Below are 23,852 nucleotides of genomic sequence, written 5' to 3' on the forward strand. Positions count from 1 at the left end.
CTCAGGCGGCGCCGTCGAACATCGACGTGACCGACCCGTTGTCGAACACCTCGTGGATCGCGCGGGCGATGAGCGGAGCGATCGGCAGGATCGTGAGGCTGTCGAACATCTGGTGCTCGGTGATCGGCAGGGTGTCGGTGACGACGACCGAGTCGATGAACTCGTTCGAGAGGATCTCGGGAGCCGGGTCGGAGAAGACGGCGTGCGTCGCGGCCACGATGACCCCGAGGGCTCCGGCCTTCTTCAGCGCCTCGGCGGCCTTGGCGATCGTGCGACCCGTGTCGATGAGGTCGTCGACCAGCAGGCAGACACGACCGCTGACCTCACCGACGATCTCGTGCACCGAGACCTCGTTCATGACGCGGGGGTCGCGACGCTTGTGGATGATCGCCAGCGGCGCTCCGAGCTTCTCGCTCCAGATGTCGGCCACCTTGACGCGCCCCATGTCGGGTGAGACGACGGTCAGCGTCGAGGGGTCGAGGCGCTCCTGGAAGTGCTTCAGTAGCACGGGCATGGCGAAGAGGTGGTCGACCGGACCGTCGAAGAAGCCCTGGATCTGCGGCGCATGCAGGTCGACGCTCATGATGCGGTGCGCGCCGGCGGCCTTGAACAGGTCGGCCACGAGGCGGGCCGAGATCGGCTCGCGACCGCGACCCTTCTTGTCTTGGCGGGCGTAGGGGTAATAGGGAGCGACGACTGTGATGCGCTTGGCCGAGGCCCGCTTGAGCGCATCGACCATGATGAGCTGCTCCATGAGCCACTCGTTGATCGGCCGGGTGTGCGATTGGATCACGAACGCGTCAGAGCCGCGGACGCTGTCGTCGTATCGCGCGTAGATCTCGCTCGACGCGAAGGTGCGTGCGTCGGTGTGCGTCAGCTCGGTGCCGAGCTCCTGCGCGATGTCGATCGCCAGCTGCGGGTGCGCACGCCCCGTCACAAGGACGAGACGGTTTTCGCCGGTGATCTTGATTCCCGACACGTCACTCGCTCTCTGGCCCGGGGGCCCCGACACCGGCCGCAGGGCGGCGCAGTCATCGATTGGTGGTTCTGGGTGCTCGGTCAGCTCGCCGTCTCGCTGGTCGCCGCCGCGTCGGCTGCCGCCTTCGCCGCGTCGGTGCCGGGGCGCTTGGCCTCGACCCACCCGCTCATGGTTCGCTGCGGAGCGACGGTGATAGCCAAGGATCCGGCCGGCACGTCTTTGCGGACGACCGTTCCGGCGCCTGTGTACGCTCCGTCGCCAATCCTAACGGGCGCGACGAAGACGTTGTGCGACCCGGTGCGCACGTGCGACCCGACCACCGTGCGGTGCTTGTTCACGCCGTCGTAGTTGGCCGTGATCGTGCCGGCTCCGATGTTCGCGCCGACGCCGACCTCGGTGTCGCCGACGTAGCTGAGGTGGGGAACCTTGCTGCCCTCGCCGATGGTCGAGTTCTTCGTCTCGACGAAGGTGCCGATCTTGCCGTCGGCACCGAGGATCGTGCCCGGGCGAAGGAAGGCGAACGGGCCGACGGTCGCACCGGCACCGATCACGGCGAGGGTGGCGTCGGTGCGCTTGACGACGGCGCCCGCCCCGACCTCGGTGTCGACGAGCGTCGTGTCGGGGCCGACGATCGCGCCGGTCTCGACGACGGTGGCGCCCTTCAGCTGCGTTCCGGGCAGGATCTCGACGTCGGCGGCGAGGCTGACGTCGCGGTCGATCCAGGTGGTCTGCGGGTCGAGGATCGAGACGCCCTCGCGCTGCCAGTGCGTGACGATCGTGTCGTTGAGGCGCCGGGCCGCGGCGGCGAGCTGCACGCGGTCGTTGATGCCCTCGACGCGCCAGGCCTCGGCCACGGGCTTGGCCGACACGTGACCCCGGTTGATTGTCAACAGCCCGACGACGTCGGTGAGGTACTTCTCGTTCTGCGCGTTTGCGGCGGTCACGAACGGGAGGTGCTTGCGAAGCGCCTCGACCGTGAACACGTAGGTGCCGGAGTTGATCTCGGCCACGTCGCGCTCGTCAGCCGAGGCGTCTTTGTGCTCGACGATCTTCTGCACCCGGCCGGAGGAGCGAATCACGCGGCCGTAGCCCGTGGGATCCTCGAGGATCGCACTCAGCAGGGTCGCGTCGGCCTCGTCGGAGCGGTGCAGCTCGAGAAGGGCGAGGAGGTCGTCGTCGTCGAGGAACGGCACGTCGGCGCTCACCACGACGACGTCGCCGGTGAAGTCGGCGGGCAGCGCCTCGACGGCCTGCTCGACGGCTCGACCGGTGCCGGGGGTGTCATCTTGATCGATGAGAACGGCGCTCGGTGCGGCCTCGAGCACGCTCGCGGCGACCGTGTCGCGGTCGTGCCGGACGACGACCATGAGGTGCTCCGGCTCGAGCGACCGGGCCGTTTCGAGCACGTGGTGGATGAGCGGCAGGCCCGCGAGACGGTGGAGCACCTTGGGCGTCGACGACTTCATGCGGGTGCCCTGGCCTGCGGCGAGGACGATGACGGCGAGTGGCTGCATGGGTGCTCCTTGGTTCGACGTGCCGGGGCACGAGGTCGACTACCAGGGTAACGAGCCCGTCGCGAGGACGGTTCGTCTGTCAGGCGAGCCGAGGATCCCGCGGCACAGACGGGACTGACGAGGGTGCGGGGCGGCTCAACCGGGGGTCGACCCCCAGGCCCAGGTGGTCGCCCTTCGTCCGCCGGCGACCGTGGATTCGGCCTTGCCGGTAGCTATCAGCCCGTCGAGGCCGGAGAGCTGACGGTGCAAGTTGCCGGCGTGCGGCGCTGTGCCGGTCAGAGTCGCGGCGATGGTGGAGGCGTCGCGGGTGCTGAACGTCTCGCCGGTGACCGCACGGGTGAAGGCCTGGTCGACCCAGAGCCTGGTGCGGGCGACGTCTTTCGAAGCCTCGAGAATTCGGTCATGATCGAACGGCATGCCGCCAACGTCGCCCCAGTCGCGCCAGGTGATCAGGCGCGACGGGTGCGGTGCGATGACGGCGAGGAACGCAACACTGATGGCCTTGTCGCGGGGATCCCGCCCGGGGCCGTCGAACGCGCCGACCTGGGTGAGGTGGGTGACCTTTCCGGGGTGGAAGCCGCCCTTGTCGGCGAGGGCACGACGGGCTGCCTCCTCGAGTGTTTCGTCGGGGCCGAGGAGGACGCCGGGGAGCGCCTGCTCCCCGGCGAAGGGCTCGAATCGACGAGTGGCGGTTCCGTAGCGCAGCTTCTGCGTGGATTGGTCGTAGCCGATGGGGACGACGTCGATGGCGATAAGGGGCTGCTGGCGTTCGGTCATGCTGACTCGGTCCGGTGGTCGGCACGTGCTGCGCGGTCGGCGCGCGCACCCTTCAGGTTGGCCCGAACGTCGGCGAACGACACCGGGTTGATGAACTCGCCGTCCAGCCACACGGTCTGGATGAGCGAGCGTGCCTCGTCCTCCGGGGTGGCCTGCTGGAGGAGTTCGAGCTCTCCGGTCTCGTCGCGGATGACGGCGAGGCGACCCTTCGCGCTCTTCTTGCCGGCGCCGGTCTTCGGATCCTTCTGGATGTCGACGCTTTGCCCGTCGACGTCTGCCCAGGTGGCCTTTACGGCTGATCCGAGATTGTCACGGGTGAGGTACTGGTAGGTGAACGACCCGATGCCGAGGACGACGCTGGTGGACTCCCAGCCCTTCGCAGCCAGACGCTCGAAGGTCCGCTGGGCCCGGTCGAGGGTGATGCTGTCGCCGTAGATGAGACCGATGTGCTGGTTGAGCCGCTTGTAGTTCTTGTCGTTGAGCTCCCAGCCGAACAGGTCGCCGAGGATCTCGATCGCGCCGAGCTCTTCGGGGGTGAGGGCGCCAGCGGCCTTCTTCGCCTCGTAATCGGCGCAGTTCGAGTCGTCGACGATGTAGGTGCCGGTCATGATGTCGACGGGGTCGCCGGAGTCGGGGCGGATGACGAGCTTCCCGTCGCGGGCCAGAATGCGGCCCTTGAGCTGCGGGAGGATCTCGGTGAGGACGCCGAAGAAGTCGTAGCCGTCGGCGACCGCGGAGACGATGCCGGTGGGGAACGCGTCGAGGATCGCGTTGAACGTGTCGAATTCGCCCTGCTCTCCGCGGATGCACATGACGGAGTGCTCGGTGGCGGGCACGGATGCTCCGACCCAGCCGTTATCGCCGGGGTAGTACCGGTCGATGAAGTCGAGCGACGGCATCGAGTCGGTGCCGAGGAACGACAGCAGGTGTCCGGCACCGGACGCGGCGGCCGATTCGAGGCTGGTCTGGCCGCGCATCGAGAAGTCGTGAGCCTGGAAGTCAATGGCGTCGAGGTCGCCGCCGGTCTTCTCCGCCCAGCCTTCGAGGAGTTCGCGGTAGATGGTGGCGACGGTCGCGGTGGTGGACGGGTGCCAGATCGACGCGGAAAGCGCCGTCTCGATGTAGTTCGGCAGCCAGAAGAACTCGGGGTGGGTGTTTTCGACCAGAACGGTGGGGACGCCGAACGGTGCGAGCGTCCCCTCGGGGAGACCCTTCACGTGCAGGGGCAGGTAGCCGAGGCGGTGCAGGGCCCGAACGTGATCGGAGCCGATGTTGTTGGGCCCGAAGTACGACAGCAGCACGCGCTCGAACTCGTCGGCGACCTCGTCTTCGGTTGCGGCGAAGAACGGCGCCCACATCTCGATGAGGTAGTTCTGCAGGAATGCCTGCAGGCCGAAGTGAACAGCGTGGCTTGCGCCAGGCAGCAGCTTGCCGGAACGGTTGGTCCAGTTGATCAGGATGGTGTTGGTGCCCTGGGGGTAGACCTGGCGGTGGGAGTGCTTGTAGCCGTCGGTGGCGAGGAGGCCCGCGATGACGCTGGGCTTCGTCGGGGTGCCGAGGCGGCTGGCTGCGGATGCGGCTGTCGTGGTCATGATGTCCGTTCTGTGTGAAGTGATGAGAGCTATGAGAGGGTCTTGTCTGCTGCCGTAGTTGTGCCCGACGCGTCTTCGCGGTGCCTTAAACCTCTGCCAGGTAGGGCTCGGGAGCCGCGATGGCGCGGGTGAGGTAGGCATCGACGTCGATGGTGCGGAAGGCCGCGGCGCGGGTGTCGTCGTCGGCCATGCCGGTCGGCTTCGGGTCGGCTGCGTAGGAGTTGGTGGTCCAGATCTCGCCGAAGTAGTTCACGAGCTCGGCCGCCCGGTCGGTGTAGACACCGTGGCTGACGTAGAGGCCGAGTCGCTCGGCCGGGAGCCCGGTTGCTGACGCCAGGCCCATGAAGGTTCCGCCTCCGTCGCAGATGTCGTCGACGACGAGGAAGCGACCTGTGTCGGGAAGGGGCTCGCAGGAGAACCCGGAGAGCTGACGGGTCACGGGGTCGCGGTGCTTTTCCGCGAGGTACACCGGGATGTGGCAGGCATTGGCGACGGCTGTGGCTCGGGCGACGGCGCCCTTGTCGGGGGCGATGATGCCCTGGTAGCGCTGGGCCATCGTGTCGCTGTCGGCGCGTCCGACGATGTTCTTGCGGACGATGTGCTCGGAGGTGAGGACGGTGATGTTGTCGATGAGCGAGGGCATGACGGGCGAGTGCGGATCGAGGCAGATGACCTGGTCGAGTGACATCGAGTTGATGAGGTCGGCGTAGACCTTGGCTCCGAACGGGAGGGCGTCGGCGTGATCCTGACGGGCTCCCGGCAGGTACGGCATGACGAGAATGGTAGGGGCGTTTCGCTGGTGGGCCGCGTCGGCCCACATGGCGAGGCTGATGAGGTCGTTCCCGTCGGCTCCGTCGATGCGTGCCATCTCGGTGAGGCTGCCCTTGCCGTCGTTGTCGTTGATGACCTCGATGTGCTGCTCGCCGGCCCAGAAGGTGTGTGCGCGGAAGGTCGGTGTGGTGACGTAACCGGGGCCGATTCGGGTGCTGAACGTGACTGTCATGGCTTCCTCCAGTTTTTCTCTCCGTGATAAGAACTGGTTCCACCGTAGCAGTTATTCTCAGAAAGAGAAATACCTTCGGCCTCAAGCCCGCGAGCTACTGCGAACGCAGTACACAGCCCGGCCTGAATCGACGACGTCACAGGGCCCCGTTTTCGCGATTCTTGAGGTGCAGCAGGAGCTGCCACCCCGGACGATCAAGGAGTTTCCCATGACCATCACGACGCCCCCCACCGGCCAGACCGTCGCACCGGCCCCCACCGTCTGGGACTACCAGACCATCGCTGTCGCCCGCTCCGAGGCGGAAGAGCGACTCACCGCACTCGAGGTCTTCGGCTGGACCCTTCAGGATCAGGTCCCGACGATCCTCGACCGACGCACCGCCACCTTCTTCCTCCGCCGCGATCGCGCCATCGCCGACCGAGCTGCACTCGATGCGCTCGAAGCAGAACACATCGACGCCGTCACTGAAGTGGAGCGCCTACAGCGTTCGCCGGAGCGGATGGCGCGCACCGTGGCGATCATCGCCGGCCTCGTCGGCGTCGCCTACATGGGCGGAGCGGTCTTCGCCTACCTCGACGGCGGCGGCCTGACCTATTACATCCTCGCCGCGGTGGCCTTCGCCCACTGCTTCCTGCCGATTCCGCTGAAGAAGACCATTCTGAAGAAGCGAAGCGCGTCGGTGTCGGGCCGACTGGCCGAGCAGAGGCAGGCCGCGCACGACGTCCTCGAGGCCGCACACGCGCTCCGCGACGAGCAGGCCGTGTCGCGGTCGATCCGTCGGTGAGAGTTCCGCCTCGGGTGCGACCTGTCGTGGGCGAGAATCAACCCATGCCCTCGCCTCGTCAGCCGCTCCTGCCTCGGGTCACGCGGAACGGGATCTCGCGACTCGATGTACTCCCTGCGGTGGTCGCCGGGCTCATCGGACTCAGCCTCGCCGTCGAGCTGATCCGGATGATCGCCGACTCAGCGGAAATCGTAGCGATCGAGGGGCTCGCGGTCACGCTCGCCGGCCTCCTCATCGCGACGAAACGGCCCTTCGTCGGCCTGGCCGTGAGTTCATTCGGATGCCTCGTCGTCGCCCTCGGATCATGGAGGCCTCTGGTCGAGTGGAGCATCACCGTCTTTCTGGTCTTCATCGTCACCCTCCGCTTCGGGCGACCCATCCGGGCTGCGGCACTGGTGGTCGCTCCCACCCTCGCCGGCACGATCATCGCCGGTGACCTCGGCGACCCCCTTACCAGCGTCTTCGCGACCCTCGTCTCGTTGGCTGCAGGGTCGGCGATCGGCGCCGGACTGCGCGCGCAGCGGCTCTACCGCGACTCGCTCGAGCGGCGGGCCGAAGACGCGCTGGCCACGCGGGAGCTCGAGGCGACACGGCGAGTGGCCGAAGAGCGCCTCCGCATCGCCCGCGACCTCCACGACGTCGTCGGCCACGAGGTCGCCGTCGTCAGCATGAACCTCGGCGTTGTCGAAATGGCCCTGGTCGACACACCTCCCGACGTGACCGAGGCGCTCGATCAAGCGCGCACCGGGGTGCGCAACGTCCTTGCCGAAACGCAGCGGATGCTCGTGCTCCTCCGCTCCGATGACGAGCAGTGCAGGGCCGATCCCGTTCCCGATCTCGACTCGCTTCCGACGCTGTTCGAGTCGTATCGGCACATCGGGATGGACCTCCACGCCGAGCTCGAGGTGCCCGCGGACAGCGTGGATGCGGCGACGCAGCTGACGGTCTATCGGATCCTGCAGGAGGCCCTGACGAACGCCCAGAAACACGGGCGCGGTGCGGTGAGCGTCACGTGCGCCGCCGAGGGCCTGAGGCTGGTCGTGCGCGTGCGCAACGGCCAGCGCCTCGAACCATCCGAGCCGAGCACCGGCCTCGGCCTCGTCGGAATGCGCGAACGGGTCACCGCGGGCGCCGGAACGATGACAGTGACCTCTACCGACACCGAATTCGTGCTGACCGCCCACCTGCCTCTGAAGAATGGACGTGTCGCATGATCCGCCTCCTCCTCGTCGACGACCAGGAGATGATCCGGATCGGGCTCCGTGGGATCCTCGGCCGTCATGACCCGTTCGAGATCGTCGCGGAGGCCTCTGACGGACTTGGCGCCGTCGAAGCCCTCGCGTCGCAGCCGGTCGACGTGGTGCTGATGGACATCCGCATGCCGGGGATCGACGGTGTCGAGGCGACGCGAAGGATCCGACAGCGCTGGTCGGCGGAGGAGGTCCGGGTGGTCATGTTGACCACTTTCGAGCAGGACTCCAACGTGCTCGCGGCTCTCCGCGCCGGTGCCAACGCCTTTCTGAGCAAGGCCGCAGGACCGAAAGAGCTCATCGCAGCGATCGAGGAAGTGGCCGCGGGTGGCGGAGCGCTCTCGCCCGCCGCGGCCGCGATGCTCATCGGCCGGGTGAAAGACGAGCCGGCTACGGTCGTCGACGCGGACATGACGGCGCGCTTCGACGCGTTGACCCCGCGCGAGCGCGACGTGGTGCTCAGCATGATGACCGGGCTCGACGTCGACGCGATCGCCGCCGAACGGTTCCTGTCGCCGTTCACTGTGAAGACGCATGCGAACCGGGCGATGGCGAAGGTCGGGGCGCGCGATCGGGCGCAGCTGGTGGCGTTCGCGTACCGCGGTGGGCTCACGCCGTAGTCCGCTTCTACTGCGAACGCAGTAGGCCGAATGGGTGCAGTCGGACGATTCGTGAACGGGTCCCCGCCGGGAGGCTTGAGGCATCACCTCAGCCCCTCAAGGAGAACCGGATGTCCAGCTCGAAGCCCCCCACCCCCGCCCGACCCGCGACTATGAAGTCGACCTATGTCACCGGCCCTGGAACGACCGCCGTGCTCGACGTGACTACCCCCGAGGTCGGCCGGCGCGACGCGCTCGTGAAGGTGCGGGCCTGCGGCATCTGCGGTTCCGACTCGTTCTACGTCTCGCTCGGCGGGCTGCCCGGCCGGGAGGGCCACACGCCCCTCGGCCATGAGCCCGCCGGCGAGATCGTGGAGCTCGGTGCCGAGGTCACAGACCTCCGGGTCGGCGACCACGTCGTCGTCAACCCGATGGCCGCCCCGACGGGAATCATCGGCAGCGGTGGCTCGACCGGCGGTCTGAGCGACTACCTGCTGATCGAAGATGCCGAGGTCGGGCGCAGCCTCGCGGTCGTCCCCGACCACATCCCATGGGAGGTCGCCGCGCTCAACGAGCCGATGGCCGTCGCACGGCATGCCGTCAACCGGACGGCGCCGAAGCCAGGTGACAAAATCGTCATCTTCGGTGCCGGGCCTATCGGGCTCGGCGCAGCCATCAGCTACATGGCCGCCGGTGCCGGGTCGATCGTCGTCGTCGATGTCATCCCCGAACGACTCGAGCTCGCCCGTGAAATCGGAGTCGACGATGTCATCGACTCCCGCACCGAGAACGTCACCGAGCGGCTCGTCGAGATCCACGGCGAAGGCGAGACGCGTCGCGGCGTTCGCAAGGCCGCCTCCGACATCTACCTCGATGCCGCCGGCGCCGCTCCCGTCATCGGCGCGATCACCGCCGCCGCCACGCACGGAGCGACCGTCGGCATCGTGGGTGTGCATAAGAACCCCGTCGAGCTGGACCTCGGCCAGCTCCTTGGAAGCGAGCTGACCATCGTGCTGTCGATGGGCTACCCGACCGAAATTTTCGAGGTCACGCGCGACATCGTCGCGAACTGGGAGAAGTACGCGGCGATCGTCAGCGACGTCATCCCGTTCGGCGATGTCGAGCAGGCGTTGACCCTCGCTGCGACACCGGGCGCCGCCGACAAGGTCGTCGTCGTCTTCGACTGACCCGTACGGCACCACTCACGTCTCGAGAAGGAGAAGAACCATGCGAATCGCGGTTGATATGACCAAATGCCAGAGCTACGCGCAGTGCGCCTTCCTGGCACCTGATGTGTTCCGGTTCGAGGGCGACGAGGCCCTCGTCTACGACCCCGACCCCGCCGAGGAGTTCCGGGCCCGCGTTACGCAGTCCGCGGCAGCCTGCCCGGTGCAGGCCATTCGCCTCGACGGAGAGCACCGAAGGGCTGTGCCCAAGGCAGTGAACCCCTCGGCCCCGGCCTCCTCAGCATTGGGCCCCTCGGCGCTGACCGAGACCGATCGCGTGGTCGTCGTGGGGGCATCGCTCGCCGGCCTGACGGCGGCGGAAGCCTTGAGGTCGGACGGGTTCCTCGGCCCGATCACGCTCATCGGCGACGAGCCGGACGAACCCTACGACCGGCCGCCCCTGTCGAAACAGGTGCTGCTCGGTACGGCGTCGGCTTCGGGCACCCGCCTTCCGCAGGTCTCCGGCCTCGACGTGGAATGGCGCCTCGGCGTGGCAGCCACCGGCCTCGATGTCGACGCCCGTGCCGTTCTCCTCGCCGACGGCGCACGCGTGCCCTACGACAGGGTGCTCATCGCCACCGGAACCCGAGCCCGACCGTGGCCGGTGGCCGACGAAGCGGCTCTCGACGGAGTCTTCACCCTCCGCACTTCGGCCGACGCGGCACGGCTCCGCTCCCGCCTCGCCGCCGGACCGCGGCGAGTGCTCATCGTCGGTGGAGGCTTCACCGGCTCCGAGATCGCGTCGGCCTGCCGTCGCCTGGACCTCCCGGTCACTCTCGTCGATCGAGGCCCGGCGCCGCTCGCCCGAGCGCTCGGCGACACCGTCGCGGGCGTGCTCGCCGATGTGCAGCGCGAGCACGGCGTCGACCTGCGGTCGCTTGTCACCGTCTCCCGACTTCACTCGGACGAGAGGGGGGCAGTCGCGGCCGCCACGCTCTCGGACGGAACGACCCTCGACGTCGATCTGGTGGTAGTCGCGATCGGCGCCCTCCGGAACACCGAGTGGCTCAGCGAGTCGGGCCTGTCGGTCGGCCCGCTCGGGGTCGACTGCGACGCCACCTGCCGGGCGCTCGACAGCGACGGCACCGTACTCGACGGTGTCTTCGTGGCCGGCGACATCGCCGCCTTCCCGCACCCGTCGGGCGATGGCCGCCGAATGTCGGTGGAGCACTGGGGCAACGCCGTGGGCCAGGCCACCGTCGCCGCCGGAAACATGCTGACGGGTGCGAACGTCCACCACGACGAGGTGCCGGTGTTCTGGTCGAACCAGTTCGGCCACGTGATCAAATCCGTCGGCATGCCCGAGGCCGCAGACAGCGTGGTCATCGCTCAAGGATCCACCGAAAAGCGTTCGTTCGTCGCCGTCTACGGCGTCGGAGACCGCATGGTCGGTGCCACCGCCCTCGACCAGGTCAAGTGGCTCGAGCACTACCGACGTGAGATCAACGACGGCGCCGCATTCCCGCCGACGGGCCGAACCGTCGACAGCCTGCCCGGTACCGACCGAAGCGTGCGCCCGCATTCCCGGGCTAGTCGCCCAACCACCATCCCCGCGAAGTCCGATGAAAGGACCACACTGTGAGCACTTCTCCCGAACCCCGCCCCGGCTGCCCCGTCACGGGCGGCTCCCCCACCGCCACGGCGGTGTGGAACGAATTCCTCGACCACGACAACCGCGCCGACCCGTATCCGGTCTATGCCCGCCTTCGTGATGCCGCGCCGGTTCAGCGCCTCGACGACGGGGCGTTCCTCGTCACGGGCTACGACGAGATCCTCGAGGTCGTCCATGATCCGCGGATCAGCTCCAACCCGCTCGCCGGCCGAGACGACACCGAGGGGGCCGCCCCCGGCCTCACATCCGCGTTCGTCATGCAAGATCCCCCGGAACACGACCGCCTGCGCCGTCAGACCATGCGACACTTCGGCCCTCCTCACCACGCCGGCTACATCGACTCGCTCCGCGACGACATCACGCAGACGGCGACCACGCTCATTGACGCGTTCCCCGCATCCGGCACCCTCGATCTCGTCGAGGCCTTCGCCTACCCGCTTCCGGTCATGATGATCTGCGACGTGCTCGGCGTTCCCCACGAAGACGAGCCGCGCTTCCATGCCTGGAGCATGGCGATCATCGCGCCTCCTGAGGCCACGACACCCGAAGAGGCTGAAAGGCTGCAGGCGGAGGCGTCACGGGCCACCAGTGAACTCGGGGCCTACCTCGCCCAGCTTGCCGAGGTCCGTCGCGGAACACCCCAGGGCGATCTCCTGTCGGGACTTGTCAACGACACCGGCCCGGATGGCGCGATGTCGACCAGCGAGATGATCAGCACCACCATCATGCTGCTGATCGGCGGGCACGAGACCACGGTCAACATGATCGCCAACGGCGCGCTCACTCTGCTGCGGCACCCGGAGGCCCTCGACCGGCTCCGCGCGGACCCGAGCACGATGCCCCTGGTCTTCGAAGAGCTGCTTCGGTTGGAGCCTCCCGCCCAGGTCACACCGAAGTACATCGCCCTCGAGGATGTGCGTATCGGCGACGTGACGATCACGAAAGGGTCCCCCGTCTGGATTGCCTGGGCCGCCGCCAACCGCGATCCACGACACTTCGCCGATCCCGATCGGTTTGACCCCGAGCGGGAGAATCGTGACCACCTCGGATTCGGCGCCGGCATCCACGCGTGCTTCGGAGCGCCCCTCGCCCGCCTCGAGACCCAGATCGCCCTGGCCGAACTCTTCTCGCGACTCGAGAACGTGCGCCTCGTCGAAGACCCGCCGCCCTATCGCCGCAACCCCCTTCTGCGCGGTCCGAGTCGACTCGACATCACCTTCGACGGCATCACAGCACCGTGACCAGCCCGACGAACGAAAGTAGAGACCACGACACAATGGCGAACATGAGCGAGATCATCTCTTCCGGTGCTGCCCTCGTCGTCGTCGATATGCAGGTCGGCACGTTGGCGAACGCACGCTCGCAACCCGCCGACCGGCTCATCGTCGAGGTGGGGCGAGCGATCAACGACTTCCGAGAGGCGGGTCGACCGGTGGTTTTCGCGATCTCGACCGGCACACCGCCGGGCATAACCCAGTACGGATCGCAAGGGCGAACCTGGCCGAGCACCGACACCGAGCTCGTCGACGGCATTCAGGCGCAGGAAGACGAGCTGATCATCCACAGGGCCGCGTGGAGCGCCTTCGCGAACACGGAGCTCCATGAGCACCTGACGGCCGCGGCTGTAAACCAGGTCGTCATCGTGGGCATCGCGACAACCTTCGGGGTCGAATCGACGGCCAGGTCTGCCGCCGACCTCGGCTACGACGTCGTCGTGCTCGACGAGGCCGTCTCCGATCCGGATCCCGCCGGTCACGACCGCACCCTCACCCGGGTCATCCCCGCCCTGGGTCGAGTTCTCTCGCTCGGAGGCTAGAAGACTCGGAGGCCGCCACATCGCTGACTAGCCCGAAGCTCCGCCTCCAGGACTCGAACCTAGACCTAACAGCTCCAAAGGCTGTCGTGCTGCCATTACACCAAGGCGGACCACGCCCGGAGGCGCCGGACCATTCTGCCAGATCGCGGCTCCGGTTTTGGGGCGGGGCCCCGTGGGCGCGCGACAGGTGCGAGTGGGCGGGTGTTATGGGGAGTCGGCGGGTGCTGCAGCACCCGCCGACCCTCAACGACACCCGCCCACTCCGACCGGCACCGGCGGCACACCGAGACCACGCGACATAATGGCCCGATGCCCGAAGAACAGCGCGACGAGGTCGACCGGATCGTCGCCAGCTGGAACCGCGAGCGCCCCGACCTCGACTTCGAGCCCCTGCACGTTCTGTCGCGCGTAGGCCGGCTCGCGAAGCACCTCGACCGCGAGCGCCGCGCCGCGTTCACCGCGAGCAACCTCGAATCATGGGAGTTCGACGTGCTGAGTGCCCTTCGCCGCGCCGGATCGCCCTACGCGCTCTCGCCGAAGGCCCTGCTCACGCAGACACTCGTGTCGAGCGGGACGATGACCAACCGGATCGATCGCCTGGTCGGGCGGGGTCTGGTCGCGCGGAACACCGATCCGAGCGACGGTCGCGGGATCCTGGTGTCTTTGACAGACGACGGTCGCAGCGCTGCCGACGCCGCGATCACCCGGCTCGTCGAGGCCGAACGCAGCCTGCTCGGCGACCTCTCACCCGCCGACCGCGAGACGCTCGCCGGGCTGCTGCGTTCGCTGTCGCTCACCCTCGGCGCCTAGAAGCCGGGCCGAAACCGAAGGATCCGGCCCACCCCCGCTCAGCCCTCGAGCTTCTCGCTCACGGCAAGCCATGCCAGCTCGAGCTCGTCGGCCTTGACCTCGATCGCGGCCACCTTCTTCTGCAGCTCTCCGAGCCCCACGTAGTCGTTCTGGTCATGGGCGGCGAACTGGTCGAGGAGCGCCTGGCGTTCGGCGGCAGCCTTCTGCATGCGGCGGTCGAGGGAGGCGCGCTCCTTTTCAGCGTTGCGCTTCTCGGCACCACTCAGCCCTGAGGCCTTGGCCGCCGCCGCGACAGTCGCCGAGGCTCCCTGCGTTGCGGTGGGACGGTCGGTCGCCTCGCCCGCGCCGCTCACGGCGATCCGGCGCAGCTCGAGGTACTGGTCGACGCCTCCGGGCAGGTGGCGCATCTCACCGCCGAGCACGGCGTACTGCATGTCGGTGACGCGCTCGAGCAGGTACCGGTCGTGGCTGACGACGAGGAGCGTGCCGGGCCAGGTGTCGAGGAGGTCTTCCATCGCCGCGAGCATGTCGGTGTCGAGGTCGTTGGTGGGCTCGTCGAGGATCAGCACGTTCGGCTCGTCGAGCAGGATCAGCAGCAGCTGAAGACGGCGCTTCTGCCCACCGGAGAGGTCTTTGACCGCGGTCTGCAGCTGCGGGGTGGTGAAGCCGAGACGCTCGAGGAGCTGACCGGGTGTCAGCTCTTTGCCGCCCGAGACATAGGACGAGCGGTAGCGCGAGACCACCGTGTTGACGCGCTCGTTCGCGAACTCGTGGAGGTCGGCGAGCTGCTGGTCGAGCACGGCGAACTTGACTGTCTTGCCGCGGGTGACGCGACCCGTCGTCGGCAGAACCGCTCCGGTGACGAGCTTCAGCAGCGTCGACTTGCCGGCGCCGTTGACGCCGAGAATGCCGGTGCGCTCGCCCGGAGCGATGCGCCACTCGATGTCTTTGAGCACCTTGCGCTCGCCGTAGTCCACCGACACGTCGATGATGTCGACGACCTGCTTGCCGAGGCGCGACGTGGCCATCTGCGACAGCGAGACCTTGTCTCGCACGGGAGGCTCGTCGGCGATGAGCGTCTCGGCCGCCTCGATGCGGAACTTCGGCTTCGCGGTGCGGGCGGGCGCGCCGCGGCGGAGCCAGGCGAGCTCTTTCTTCATCAGGTTCTGGCGCTTGGCCTCCGAGACGGAGGCCGATCGGTCGCGCTCCACGCGCTGCAGCACATAGGCCGCGTAGCCGCCCTCGAAGGGCTCGACGATGCCGTCGTGCACCTCCCAGGTGTCGGTCGAGACCTCGTCGAGGAACCACCGGTCGTGAGTCACGACGACGAGCGCACCTTCGCGCGGCGACCAGCGGCGCTTGAGGTGCTCGGCGAGCCAGGCGACACCCTCGACGTCGAGGTGGTTGGTGGGCTCGTCGAGGAAGAGGACGTCCCAGTCGCCGACGAGGAGGGCTGCGAGCGCGACGCGGCGGCGCTGGCCTCCCGATAGGGCACCGATCGTCGAATCCCAGGGGATGTCGGTGGCGAGGCCCGAGATGACGTCGCGGATGCGGGCGTCGCCGGCCCACTCGTGCTCGTCGCGGTCGCCGACGATGACCTCGCTCACGATGGAGTCGAGCGGCAGGATGTCGCGCTGGTCGAGCACACCCATCGTGATGCCGCGTCGGCGGGTGACGCGGCCGGAGTCGGGCTCCATGCGGCCGGCGAGCAGCGACATGAGGGTCGATTTGCCGTCGCCGTTGCGGCCGACGACGCCGATGCGCGAGCCCTCGTCGATTCCGAGGGTCACGCCTTCGAAGATCACACGGGTGGGGAATTCGAGGTGAAGCGCTTCAGCGCCGAGAAGGTGGGCCACCCGTCAAGGGTAGGCGGTGTAGGCGCGAGCTTCGACCGTCAGACCCTCACGATCGGCGTAAACACCTGCCCTAGGAGCGGTGTTTACGCCGGCCGTGCGGGTCTGAGCCGAGCGCGCGGGTCTAAGCCGATCGCGAGGGTCTAGCCGAGCGACGCCACCCACTCGCTCGTGCCGTCGGTGAAGTCCTGTTTCTTCCAGATGGGCACGCGGGCCTTGATCTCGTCGATCAGCAGCGCGCACACGGTGAACGCCTCGGCCCGGTGCGCGCTCGAGACCGCGGCCGCGAGCGCGACGTCGCCGATGCCGAGCGGCCCAGTGCGGTGCTCGACTGCGATGGCCACTTCGGGATGAGCCCGCGCGATGTCGGCCGCAACCCCCGCGAGCACGTCACTCGCGCTGGGGTGCGCCTCGTATTCGAGCGCGGCGACCCCGCGGCCGTCGTCGTGGTCGCGGACGACGCCCTCGAACGTGACGACAGCACCGGCCGTCGCCTCGTGCACGAGTGTCGAACAGGCCGCCACGCTGAGCGGGTCGGCGGTTACCCGGGCGAGGAGCACGCGGTGCTCCGGGATCCGGCGCACGTCGTCATCCATGCCCGCCACCGCCGAGCTGGTCGAGGAGGTGGTCGAGCACACCGCCGAGAACGTCGAGGCCGTCGCGCACGCCCCCGGGCGATCCGGGGAGGTTGACGACGAGAGTGCGGCCGGCGATTCCGACGAGCCCCCGCGAGAGGAGTGCAGTCGGAGTGTGCGCGACACCTCGGCGCCGGAGCTCTTCTTCGAGCCCGAGGAGGCGCTTGTCGAGCAGCGGCGCAGTCATCTCGGGAGTGGCATCGGTGGGAGTCACACCCGTGCCGCCCGTCGTGATGATGACCGAGACGGGCTGGGCGATACCGCCGATGAGTGCCTGGCCGACCGGCTCGCCGTCAGCAACGACCGCGGGGTCGTCGAGAGTGAAGGAGCGCTCGCGGAGCCAGGCGGCGATGACCGGCCCGGTGCGATCTTCGGCTTCGCCCCGGGAAGCACGCGTCGAGGCGACGATGACGAGGGCCGTCCGCGGCACGACGACCGGATCGGAAGCAGCAGAGAGTGGGTCAGTCATTGCGCACCCTTCAAGTCGCGAGCCCAGTCGCCGCTCTTGCCGCCCGACTTCTCGAGCACCTGGATCGCCTCGATCACGGCGAACTTGTCGACCGCCTTGATCATGTCGTACAGGGTCAGGGCGGCAACGGAGGCGGCGGTCAGCGCCTCCATCTCGACACCGGTCACGCCTCGCGTCGACACGGTCGCGAGAATGCGCACCGACTCGTCGGCCGGTTCGAAGTCGATCGTGACGGAGCCGATTGGGAGCGGATGGCAGAGCGGGATGAGGCTCGACGTCTGCTTTGCCGCCATGATTCCGGCGACGCGGGCCGTGCCGAGCGCCTCGCCCTTCGGCAGGGAGCCGTCGGCGATCCGCGCGACGACGTCGGATCGCGTGCGAAGCACGGCCTGTGCCGTCGCCACACGCTTGGTCTCGGCCTTCTCGGTCACGTCGACCATGTGGGCGCTGCCGTCGGCGCGCACGTGCGACAACCCTGAATCACTCATCGAGGGCCCACACTACGACCTCGTCGCCCGGCTCGACCCGTGAGACGCCGACCGGGATGTGCGCGAGCATGGTGGCCTGCGCGTAGTGGTGCAGCAGGTGCGAGCTCGGGCCGCCGACGAAGTGAACCCGGCCGTCGGCGTCGAGCCTGGCGCGACGGATCTGGTGCTTGCCGGGCGGCGAGTCGGCGGCCTCGGCGAGAGGCGCCCGACGATCGCGGTCAGCGAGGGCGGCGTGCGCTGCGCGGGCGAGGGGTACGTGGAGAAACGCCTCGAAAGAGACGAGCGCGCTGACGGGGTTGCCGGGAAAGCACACGATCGGAATCGAGCCGTGCCCGGTGTCGACCGCGCCCCAGCCCTGCGGCCCGCCCGGCTGCATCGCCACCGAGCCGAATTCGACGCCGCGGTCGTGAAGCGCCTCACGCACGACCTCGTACGCGCCGGCGCTGACGCCGCCGGTCGTCACGACGAGGTCGATGGCGGCACCGTCGGCGGTCGTGGGGTCGGCCCCGCCGAGGCCCTGGATGAACGCGAGGAAGGCATCGACGTCGTCGGTCGCCTGGTAGGTGGACACGTGCACCCCGAGGGAGGCGATCGCCGACCCCAGAGCGGCCGTGTTGGCGTCGTGGATCTTCGCCGCGCCAAGGTTGCCCGGGCCCGTCGCCAGCTCGGCCCCCGTCGAGACGAGCATCACGCAAAGCGGGGCGATCACCTCGACCGTCTCGACACCCGACGAAGCGAGCACACCCCAGTGCGCCGGTCGCAGAACCGTGCCGCGCTCCAGCAGAACAGAACCGCCCGGCAGATCGGAGCCGCGAGACCGGACGAACTGGCCGGCGGGGACCGGCCCCGGCAGAGTCACGGAGGCCGGGCCCGCCACCTCGTCGAGAAACCGCGGCGGATCGGCGAGTTCGATCTGGACGACGGCGTCGGCGCCGTCGGGAATCGCGGCGCCGGTCATGATGGGGGCGGCCGTACCGGCAAGAAGCGGTGGCGGGGCGACGCCGGCCGGGATCCTTCGCCCGACGGTCAGCGCCCGAGGCCCCGCGGCGAGGTCGGAAGAGCGCACTGCATAGCCGTCCATCTGGGAGTTGTCGAACGGCGGCAGATCGAGCGGCGCGATGACGTCGTGCGCGAGCTCGCGCCCGCGAGAGGCCGGGCCGAGCGACAAAGACCCGGAGGCAGCCGCCGTGACAGGCAGAAACTCGGTGCCCCGCGACGCGAGAGCCGCCTCGACCAGCTCGGAGATCGCTCGCTGATGCTCTTCGATCGTGCGCACTCGCACCTCGCTTTCACTCTCGGACGGGGCTGTCCCAGTAGTCTCGCATTCATGTCGCAGGCACCTCGGGAGTTGTCCACAGGCGCGCTTCCCCGCGTCGACGTCGCCGTGATCGGCGGCTCCGGTCTCTATTCGCTGTTCCCGCGCGGGGCGTCCGACGAGGTCATCGTCGACACCCCGTACGGCCCCACGTCGAGCCCCGTCTCGATCGGCGAGCTCGGCGGCAAACGCGTCGCGTTCCTCACCCGGCACGGCGGCGATCACTCGGTGCCCCCGCACCAGATCGGGTATCGCGCAAACATCTGGGCCCTGGCAGCTCTCGGCGCCAGGGCGATCGTGTCGTCGTCAGCCGTCGGCGGCGTGCACCCCGACTACCCGCCGGGAACGATGGTCATCACCGACCAGTTCATCGACCGCACCTGGGGCCGTGCCGACACCTTCTACGACCAGGGCTCGGTGCAGCACCTATCCGCTGCCGACCCGTTCGACCCGACCCTGCGCGATCTCGCGGTCGACGCGCTCGCGAAAGAACTCGGATCCTTCGCCCCGTCCGGCACCTGCGTCGTGATCCAGGGCCCGCGGTTCTCGACCCGCGCCGAGTCGCTCTGGTGGCGGCAGGCCGGGGCCCACACCGTCAACATGACGATGGTGCCCGAGGTGCCTCTCGCCGGCGAGCTCAACATCGGCACCGTCAACCTCTCGTTCGTCACCGACGCCGACGCGGGGCTGGCCCCGAGCGACGACGACGCCGAGGCGGACGTCGAGACGGTCAGCCACGGACTCGTGATGGCGCGCCTGGCCGAGGCGCAGCCGCTCATCGTCGCGGCGATCGAGCGCATCGTCGCGTCCATCCCGAGCGACTTCACGCCTCGCCAGCTGATCCCCGCCGAGGCGGTCGACGCGGTTCTCGCGCGTCCCGTCTCGGGCGATCCGAGGCTTCCCGAATGACCGAAGGATCCGCGCCCACCGCCCCCCTGCTCCTCGTCACCGGCGGTGCCGGGTTCATCGGCTCGGCCGTCGTCGATGCCGCCCTCGAGCGCGGCTGGCGGGTGCGGGTGCTCGACTCCCTGCGGCCGGACGTCCACGGCGGGCCAGCCCCGATCGACCCTCGGGTCGACTTCCGTCGCGACGACGTCCGCGACGTCACCGCCGTCGACGAGGCTCTGCTCGGCGTCGACGCGGTGTGCCACCAGGCCGCGAAGGTCGGTCTCGGCGTCGACTTCCAAGACGCCCCCGACTATGTCTCGTCGAACGACCTCGGCACCGCCGTGCTGCTCGCAGCGATGGCTCGCGCGGGCGTCGGCCGTCTCGTGATCGCCTCGTCGATGGTGGTCTACGGCGAGGGCGCCTACCGCGGCCCCTCCGGCATCGTGCGCCCCGCGCCTCGCCGCATCGCCGACCTCGATGCCGGCATCTTCGATCCGCGCGACGACGCCGGCGACCTGCTCGCACCCGAGCTCATCGCCGAAGATGCGCCGCTCGACCCGCGCAATGTCTACGCCACGACGAAGCTCACCCAGGAGCACCTCGCTACGGCGTGGGCCCGCAGCACCGGCGGTCGCGCCGCGGCTCTCCGCTACCACAACGTCTACGGCCCCGGCATGCCGCAGAACACCCCCTACGCCGGAGTCGCCTCGCTGTTCCGGTCCGCGCTCGAACGCGGCGAGGCTCCCCGCGTGTTCGAAGACGGTGCCCAGCGACGTGACTTCGTGCACGTGCGCGACATCGCCTCGGCGAACATTGCCGCCCTGGAGTGGACGCGAGATCAGGATCCGACGGCTTACCGAGCCTTCAACGTCGGCAGCGGAATCGTCCACACCATCGGAGAGATGGCTGCCGCTCTTGCCCTCCACGCGGGCGGCCCCGCGCCGATCGTGACCGGCGAGTACCGGTCGGGAGACGTCCGCCACATCACCGCCTCCTCGGAGCGACTCCGCCGGGAGCTCGGCTGGGAACCGAGCGTGTCGTTCGACGAGGGCATGCGCGAGTTCGCGACCGCCCCGTTGCGCGCGAGCGTCTAGCCCCACCGGCCTCTCCGGCGACGGTCGATGCCACGCACGCCTAGCCGGTGACCAGCAGCAAGTCGTCACGGCTCACGAGTGCGCCGTGCCCGGCGTGAACCGGTAGCCCACGCCCCAGACCGTGAGTAGGTGCGTCGGCGAAGCGGGATCGTCTTCGATCTTCTCGCGCAGACGCCGCACGTGGACGGTGACCGTCGAGTAATCGCCGACCTCCCAGCCCCAGACGGATCGGAGCAGTTCGTCTCGGCGGAACACCCGATCGGGGTGCGTGATCAGATGCGCGAGGAGGTCGTGCTCTCGAGCCGTCAGAGTGAGGGTCGTGTCGCCGACCCTGATCTCTCGGCGAGCTCGATCGAGACGGAAGCGCCCCGCCTCGATCGTGGCCGGGGGCCCTTCGGGTGACGAGGTGCGCCGAAGAACAGCCTCGACCCGGAGCAGAAGCTCGCGCGGGGAGAACGGCTTGACGAGATAGTCATCGGCTCCCACCTCGAGGCCGGAGATGCGATCGTGCTCCTCGCCCAGGTCGGCCAGCATGATGATGGGCACGTCGGCGAGGAGGCGGATTCGCCGGCAGGCCTCCAGCCCGTCGATGCCCGGCAGCATCCGGTCGAGCAGCACGAGATCGGGTCGCGTCTCACGAACCGCCTCGACGGCGTCGATCCCGTCGACGACCAGGCGCGCAGCGTGCCCGCTCGCCCGCAGAGACGACACGAGCACGTCGGCGGTGACCGGATCGCCTTCGACGACGAGAATGCTCCGCCGAGCTGGGCCCGACGAGCGAGAGGCGGGCATAAGCGAAGGCGCGAACATCGATGAATACGACATGTTTCACATGTTACAGATCGGTTACCGAGAGGCTTCAGCCTCATCGTTTCGTTCGACTTCTGTAATACCTCGAGCGGCCCAAGACCCCCGCCGCCCCGTACTCTCAAGGAATGCCGTTTTCTGCCGTCGACGTCGTCTTGCCCTGCCTCGACGAAGCTGCCGCCCTTCCCGGCGTCCTCTCCCGGCTTCCCGAGGGCTACCGCGCGATCGTCGTCGACAACGGCTCGATCGACGGTTCAGCCGACGTGGCCCGAGCCCACGGGGCACTCGTCGTGACCGAACCCCGGCGGGGCTTCGGGTCGGCTGCCCACGCCGGCCTCCTCGCGGCAACGGCACCACTCGTCGCTTTCTGCGATGCCGACGGCTCGATGGATCCGGGCGATCTCCCTCGGCTCGCCGCCCCCGTGCTGGCCGGAGAATTCGAACTGACGCTGGGCCGCCGCCGCCCGACCACCCGCGGGGCCTGGCCTCTCCACGCGCGGTTCGCCAATCTCGTTCTCGCCCGCCTGATGCGCAGGGCCTCCGGTGTGGCGCTCCACGACCTCGGTCCCCTCCGAGTCGCCTCCCGAGAGGGGCTTCTGGCCCTCGACCTCCAGGATCGCCGAAGCGGCTACCCGCTTGAAATGGTGCTCCGCGCCTCCGAGGCGGGCTGGCGCATCCGCGAACTCGACATCGACTACTCCCCCCGGGTCGGGCGCAGCAAAGTCACCGGAACGGTGCGCGGAACGATTCGCGCAATCAAAGACATGTCGAGACTCCTCCGCGAGGCACGAGCATGACGACGCTGGTGGTGATCGCGAAGGAGTGCCTTCCCGGCAAGGTGAAGACGAGGCTGCACCCGCCGCTGACGCTCGAGCAGGCAGCGGAGGTGGCCGCTGCCAGCCTCGGTGACACCCTGCTCGCTACCGATTCGCTGCCGGCGAGCCGCCGGATCCTGCTGTTCGATGGCAACCGACCGCCGGTCGGCTCCGAACAGTTCGATGTGATCCCTCAGACGACCGGCCCCCTCGACGAGCGGATCGCCGCGCTCTTCGACCTGGTCACCGGGCCGACCGTGCTCATCGGCATGGACACCCCTCAGCTGGTCCGCGACGACCTCGCCCCCGCCTTCGACGGTGAGTGGCCGGACGACGTCGACGCCTGGTATGGCGCCTCGACGGATGGCGGGTTCTGGGCCCTCGGACTGCGCGACCCCGACGGCTCACTCGTTCGCGGCGTACCCATGTCGCGAGACGACACCGGGGCTCACCAGCTGGCCCGTCTCGCCGATGCCGGACTCCGGGTGAGCAGGCTCCGCACCCTGACCGACGTCGACCACATCGACGATGCGATCGCCGCTGCCGCAGCCGCTCCCGACGGCCGATTCGCCGCCGTGCTGAACGACGCGCTCGGGAGCCCCGAATGAGCATCGCCGAACTGGGCCGCGAGGCCACCTTCGGTGCCGGCGGCGCCGAGCCCTACGCGCACGCGCTGCGCCGCGAAGGGCGTTTGACTCTCGTCCGTTCCGATGCGAGTGGCGAAAGTTCAGGATCCCACGGTGAAGGATCCACCGAACCGGGCTCGGGCGACTACGACCTAGGCCGCTGGATGGCAGCCGCCGACGATGTCGACCGTGCCCTGCTCGCGGCCGAGCGCGGCCCCGTGCTCGACATCGGCTGCGGGCCGGGTCGCATGGTCGAGGCCGGAATCGCGCTGGGTCTCGTCGCTCTCGGCATCGACGTCTCTTCGGCCGCCGTCGCGGTCGCCAGGAACGCCGGTCTCCCCGTGCTGCGCCGAACGGTCTTCGAGCGCCTGCCCCGCGAACGTCACTGGGGTACGGCCCTTCTCCTCGACGGCAACATCGGAATCGGAGGCGACCCCGTGCGCCTGCTGAGCCGTTGCCGCGAGTTGCTGTCTGCGACCGGCGCCGTCATCGTCGAGGCCTCCCCCCGCGACGAGGCCGATTCCGTCTTCTCGGCGCACGTCGTCGACGATCACGGTCGCGCCTCCTCGGACTTCCCCTGGGCCGAGGTCGGCGCCGACGCCATGGCGCGCCATGCTGCCTCGGCCGGCCTGCGGGTCGACCAGGAATGGCGCATCGACGGGCGCGTGTTCGCCCGGCTCATTCGCGCGTAGGCGCTGCTGCTCCTGGGGTGTGGAGGCGTTCTCAGCTGCATTGCCTCAGGCGAGCCGGAGTCGGCGGGTGTTATGAGTAGTGGGCGGGTGCTCCAGCACCCGCCCACTCTCAACAACACCCGCCCACCTACTCGAAAGCGGCGAGCCCCCACCACGCCAACCCTCTACGACCGAACGATCCGATCCCGCTGAGCCCGCCGGCGCACCA

Annotated in this window: 24 protein-coding genes and 1 tRNA gene; 13 read left to right on the plus strand and 12 right to left on the minus strand. The window is 68.8% G+C overall.

Translation table 11 applies throughout. From position 1 onward, the window contains the following. Position 1: 1 nt before the first annotated feature. From ASF54_RS12280 to ASF54_RS12300, 5 genes are all read right to left on the minus strand, one after another. On the minus strand, positions 2-979 hold the full coding sequence (locus tag ASF54_RS12280; protein WP_055963312.1) for a ribose-phosphate diphosphokinase: 978 nt from the start codon (positions 977-979) through the stop codon (positions 2-4). Positions 980-1,059: 80 nt separating this feature from the next. After that, the gene (gene glmU, locus ASF54_RS12285) at positions 1,060-2,493 is read right to left on the minus strand and encodes a bifunctional UDP-N-acetylglucosamine diphosphorylase/glucosamine-1-phosphate N-acetyltransferase GlmU (protein ID WP_055963314.1); all 1,434 of its coding nucleotides are present in this window, start codon (positions 2,491-2,493) and stop codon (positions 1,060-1,062) included. Positions 2,494-2,628: 135 nt separating this feature from the next. Then, a complete protein-coding gene (locus ASF54_RS12290) occupies positions 2,629-3,270 on the minus strand; it encodes an NUDIX domain-containing protein (protein ID WP_055963317.1) in 642 nt (213 codons plus the stop codon). Further along, positions 3,267-4,862 (minus strand): nicotinate phosphoribosyltransferase, encoded by a 1,596-nt coding sequence (locus tag ASF54_RS12295; protein ID WP_055963320.1) that lies wholly within the window; start codon positions 4,860-4,862, stop codon positions 3,267-3,269. Before ASF54_RS12295 ends, ASF54_RS12290 begins: the two co-directional genes overlap by 4 nt. Positions 4,863-4,947: 85 nt before the next feature. After that, complete coding sequence (locus ASF54_RS12300) at positions 4,948-5,865, minus strand: ribose-phosphate pyrophosphokinase (RefSeq protein ID WP_055963323.1); 918 nt, start codon at positions 5,863-5,865, stop codon at positions 4,948-4,950. A gap of 208 nt (positions 5,866-6,073) precedes the next feature. Between ASF54_RS12300 and ASF54_RS12305 the strand changes: the two genes are divergently transcribed. From ASF54_RS12305 to ASF54_RS12335, 7 genes are all read left to right on the plus strand, one after another. Further along, positions 6,074-6,649, plus strand: a complete 576-nt coding sequence (locus tag ASF54_RS12305; protein ID WP_055963326.1) for a hypothetical protein — start codon at positions 6,074-6,076, stop codon at positions 6,647-6,649. A 44-nt stretch (positions 6,650-6,693) separates the two neighbouring features. Then, positions 6,694-7,863, plus strand: coding sequence for a sensor histidine kinase (locus ASF54_RS12310; RefSeq protein WP_084816242.1), 1,170 nt, complete (start codon positions 6,694-6,696; stop codon positions 7,861-7,863). Next, positions 7,860-8,519 carry a response regulator transcription factor gene (locus ASF54_RS12315; RefSeq protein ID WP_055963332.1) on the plus strand — a complete coding sequence of 220 codons (660 nt, stop codon included), beginning with the start codon at positions 7,860-7,862 and terminating at the stop codon, positions 8,517-8,519. Before ASF54_RS12310 ends, ASF54_RS12315 begins: the two co-directional genes overlap by 4 nt. A gap of 110 nt (positions 8,520-8,629) precedes the next feature. Next, a complete protein-coding gene (locus ASF54_RS12320) occupies positions 8,630-9,685 on the plus strand; it encodes a zinc-dependent alcohol dehydrogenase (RefSeq protein WP_235481056.1) in 1,056 nt (351 codons plus the stop codon). Between the two features lie 40 nt (positions 9,686-9,725). Further along, a complete protein-coding gene (locus tag ASF54_RS12325) occupies positions 9,726-11,306 on the plus strand; it encodes an FAD-dependent oxidoreductase (RefSeq protein WP_084816243.1) in 1,581 nt (526 codons plus the stop codon). Next, the gene (locus ASF54_RS12330) at positions 11,303-12,577 is read left to right on the plus strand and encodes a cytochrome P450 (RefSeq protein WP_233573068.1); all 1,275 of its coding nucleotides are present in this window, start codon (positions 11,303-11,305) and stop codon (positions 12,575-12,577) included. Before ASF54_RS12325 ends, ASF54_RS12330 begins: the two co-directional genes overlap by 4 nt. A gap of 44 nt (positions 12,578-12,621) precedes the next feature. After that, the gene (locus tag ASF54_RS12335) at positions 12,622-13,152 is read left to right on the plus strand and encodes a cysteine hydrolase family protein (RefSeq protein ID WP_162237131.1); all 531 of its coding nucleotides are present in this window, start codon (positions 12,622-12,624) and stop codon (positions 13,150-13,152) included. Positions 13,153-13,190: 38 nt separating this feature from the next. Here the strand turns inward: ASF54_RS12335 and ASF54_RS12340 are convergent. Next, positions 13,191-13,262, minus strand: a tRNA-Gln gene (locus tag ASF54_RS12340). Positions 13,263-13,461: 199 nt separating this feature from the next. Here ASF54_RS12340 and ASF54_RS12345 point away from each other — a divergent pair. Further along, positions 13,462-13,962, plus strand: a complete 501-nt coding sequence (locus ASF54_RS12345) for a MarR family winged helix-turn-helix transcriptional regulator (RefSeq protein WP_055963344.1) — start codon at positions 13,462-13,464, stop codon at positions 13,960-13,962. 38 nt (positions 13,963-14,000) lie between these two features. Here ASF54_RS12345 and ASF54_RS12350 read toward each other — a convergent pair whose 3' ends face one another. From ASF54_RS12350 to ASF54_RS12370, 5 genes are all read right to left on the minus strand, one after another. Beyond that, entirely contained in the window at positions 14,001-15,818 is a 1,818-nt protein-coding gene (locus ASF54_RS12350; protein WP_055963347.1) for an ABC-F family ATP-binding cassette domain-containing protein, read from the minus strand. Between the two features lie 140 nt (positions 15,819-15,958). After that, complete coding sequence (locus ASF54_RS12355) at positions 15,959-16,411, minus strand: molybdenum cofactor biosynthesis protein MoaE (RefSeq protein WP_055963349.1); 453 nt, start codon at positions 16,409-16,411, stop codon at positions 15,959-15,961. Next, entirely contained in the window at positions 16,404-16,919 is a 516-nt protein-coding gene (locus ASF54_RS12360; protein ID WP_055963351.1) for a MogA/MoaB family molybdenum cofactor biosynthesis protein, read from the minus strand. Before ASF54_RS12360 ends, ASF54_RS12355 begins: the two co-directional genes overlap by 8 nt. Next, entirely contained in the window at positions 16,916-17,407 is a 492-nt protein-coding gene (moaC, locus tag ASF54_RS12365; protein ID WP_055963355.1) for a cyclic pyranopterin monophosphate synthase MoaC, read from the minus strand. The genes ASF54_RS12360 and moaC overlap by 4 nt, the downstream gene beginning before the upstream one ends. Then, the gene (locus tag ASF54_RS12370) at positions 17,400-18,683 is read right to left on the minus strand and encodes a molybdopterin molybdotransferase MoeA (protein ID WP_235481058.1); all 1,284 of its coding nucleotides are present in this window, start codon (positions 18,681-18,683) and stop codon (positions 17,400-17,402) included. The genes moaC and ASF54_RS12370 overlap by 8 nt, the downstream gene beginning before the upstream one ends. Positions 18,684-18,734: 51 nt before the next feature. Here ASF54_RS12370 and ASF54_RS12375 point away from each other — a divergent pair, with 51 nt between their 5' ends. Together ASF54_RS12375 and ASF54_RS12380 are read left to right on the plus strand one after the other, a co-directional pair. Continuing rightward, entirely contained in the window at positions 18,735-19,631 is an 897-nt protein-coding gene (locus ASF54_RS12375; protein ID WP_055964055.1) for an MTAP family purine nucleoside phosphorylase, read from the plus strand. After that, positions 19,628-20,704, plus strand: coding sequence for an NAD-dependent epimerase/dehydratase family protein (locus ASF54_RS12380; RefSeq protein WP_055963361.1), 1,077 nt, complete (start codon positions 19,628-19,630; stop codon positions 20,702-20,704). Before ASF54_RS12375 ends, ASF54_RS12380 begins: the two co-directional genes overlap by 4 nt. 72 nt (positions 20,705-20,776) lie before the next feature. Here ASF54_RS12380 and ASF54_RS12385 read toward each other — a convergent pair whose 3' ends face one another. After that, the gene (locus ASF54_RS12385; RefSeq protein ID WP_235481059.1) at positions 20,777-21,529 is read right to left on the minus strand and encodes a response regulator transcription factor; all 753 of its coding nucleotides are present in this window, start codon (positions 21,527-21,529) and stop codon (positions 20,777-20,779) included. A 110-nt stretch (positions 21,530-21,639) separates the two neighbouring features. Here ASF54_RS12385 and ASF54_RS12390 point away from each other — a divergent pair, with 110 nt between their 5' ends. The 3 genes from ASF54_RS12390 to ASF54_RS12400 are packed head-to-tail and all read left to right on the plus strand — an operon-like array spanning position 21,640 to position 23,644. Then, on the plus strand, positions 21,640-22,308 hold the full coding sequence (locus tag ASF54_RS12390) for a glycosyltransferase family 2 protein (protein ID WP_055963367.1): 669 nt from the start codon (positions 21,640-21,642) through the stop codon (positions 22,306-22,308). Beyond that, positions 22,305-22,934, plus strand: a complete 630-nt coding sequence (locus tag ASF54_RS12395) for a TIGR04282 family arsenosugar biosynthesis glycosyltransferase (protein ID WP_055963369.1) — start codon at positions 22,305-22,307, stop codon at positions 22,932-22,934. The genes ASF54_RS12390 and ASF54_RS12395 overlap by 4 nt, the downstream gene beginning before the upstream one ends. Further along, the gene (locus ASF54_RS12400; protein ID WP_055963373.1) at positions 22,931-23,644 is read left to right on the plus strand and encodes a class I SAM-dependent methyltransferase; all 714 of its coding nucleotides are present in this window, start codon (positions 22,931-22,933) and stop codon (positions 23,642-23,644) included. Before ASF54_RS12395 ends, ASF54_RS12400 begins: the two co-directional genes overlap by 4 nt. Positions 23,645-23,852 lie beyond the last annotated feature (208 nt).

The sequence above is a fragment of the Frondihabitans sp. Leaf304 genome (assembly GCF_001423105.1).
Lineage (GTDB): Bacteria > Actinomycetota > Actinomycetes > Actinomycetales > Microbacteriaceae > Frondihabitans.

Excerpts from the sequence above, each read along its gene's own strand:
- glmU (WP_055963314.1), bottom strand. The coding sequence starts at position 2,493 with ATGCAGCCACTCGCCGTCATCGTCCTCGCCGCAGGCCAGGGCACCCGC.
- ASF54_RS12315 (WP_055963332.1), top strand. The coding sequence starts at position 7,860 with ATGATCCGCCTCCTCCTCGTCGACGACCAGGAGATGATCCGGATCGGG.
- ASF54_RS12395 (WP_055963369.1), top strand. The coding sequence starts at position 22,305 with ATGACGACGCTGGTGGTGATCGCGAAGGAGTGCCTTCCCGGCAAGGTG.
- ASF54_RS12310 (WP_084816242.1), top strand. The coding sequence starts at position 6,694 with ATGCCCTCGCCTCGTCAGCCGCTCCTGCCTCGGGTCACGCGGAACGGG.
- ASF54_RS12325 (WP_084816243.1), top strand. The coding sequence starts at position 9,726 with ATGCGAATCGCGGTTGATATGACCAAATGCCAGAGCTACGCGCAGTGC.
- ASF54_RS12360 (WP_055963351.1), bottom strand. The coding sequence starts at position 16,919 with ATGACTGACCCACTCTCTGCTGCTTCCGATCCGGTCGTCGTGCCGCGG.
- ASF54_RS12400 (WP_055963373.1), top strand. The coding sequence starts at position 22,931 with ATGAGCATCGCCGAACTGGGCCGCGAGGCCACCTTCGGTGCCGGCGGC.
- ASF54_RS12375 (WP_055964055.1), top strand. The coding sequence starts at position 18,735 with ATGTCGCAGGCACCTCGGGAGTTGTCCACAGGCGCGCTTCCCCGCGTC.
- ASF54_RS12345 (WP_055963344.1), top strand. The coding sequence starts at position 13,462 with ATGCCCGAAGAACAGCGCGACGAGGTCGACCGGATCGTCGCCAGCTGG.
- ASF54_RS12295 (WP_055963320.1), bottom strand. The coding sequence starts at position 4,862 with ATGACCACGACAGCCGCATCCGCAGCCAGCCGCCTCGGCACCCCGACG.
- ASF54_RS12300 (WP_055963323.1), bottom strand. The coding sequence starts at position 5,865 with ATGACAGTCACGTTCAGCACCCGAATCGGCCCCGGTTACGTCACCACA.
- ASF54_RS12305 (WP_055963326.1), top strand. The coding sequence starts at position 6,074 with ATGACCATCACGACGCCCCCCACCGGCCAGACCGTCGCACCGGCCCCC.
- ASF54_RS12380 (WP_055963361.1), top strand. The coding sequence starts at position 19,628 with ATGACCGAAGGATCCGCGCCCACCGCCCCCCTGCTCCTCGTCACCGGC.
- ASF54_RS12355 (WP_055963349.1), bottom strand. The coding sequence starts at position 16,411 with ATGGATGACGACGTGCGCCGGATCCCGGAGCACCGCGTGCTCCTCGCC.
- ASF54_RS12385 (WP_235481059.1), bottom strand. The coding sequence starts at position 21,529 with ATGTCGTATTCATCGATGTTCGCGCCTTCGCTTATGCCCGCCTCTCGC.
- ASF54_RS12320 (WP_235481056.1), top strand. The coding sequence starts at position 8,630 with ATGTCCAGCTCGAAGCCCCCCACCCCCGCCCGACCCGCGACTATGAAG.
- ASF54_RS12335 (WP_162237131.1), top strand. The coding sequence starts at position 12,622 with ATGAGCGAGATCATCTCTTCCGGTGCTGCCCTCGTCGTCGTCGATATG.
- moaC (WP_055963355.1), bottom strand. The coding sequence starts at position 17,407 with ATGAGTGATTCAGGGTTGTCGCACGTGCGCGCCGACGGCAGCGCCCAC.
- ASF54_RS12390 (WP_055963367.1), top strand. The coding sequence starts at position 21,640 with ATGCCGTTTTCTGCCGTCGACGTCGTCTTGCCCTGCCTCGACGAAGCT.
- ASF54_RS12290 (WP_055963317.1), bottom strand. The coding sequence starts at position 3,270 with ATGACCGAACGCCAGCAGCCCCTTATCGCCATCGACGTCGTCCCCATC.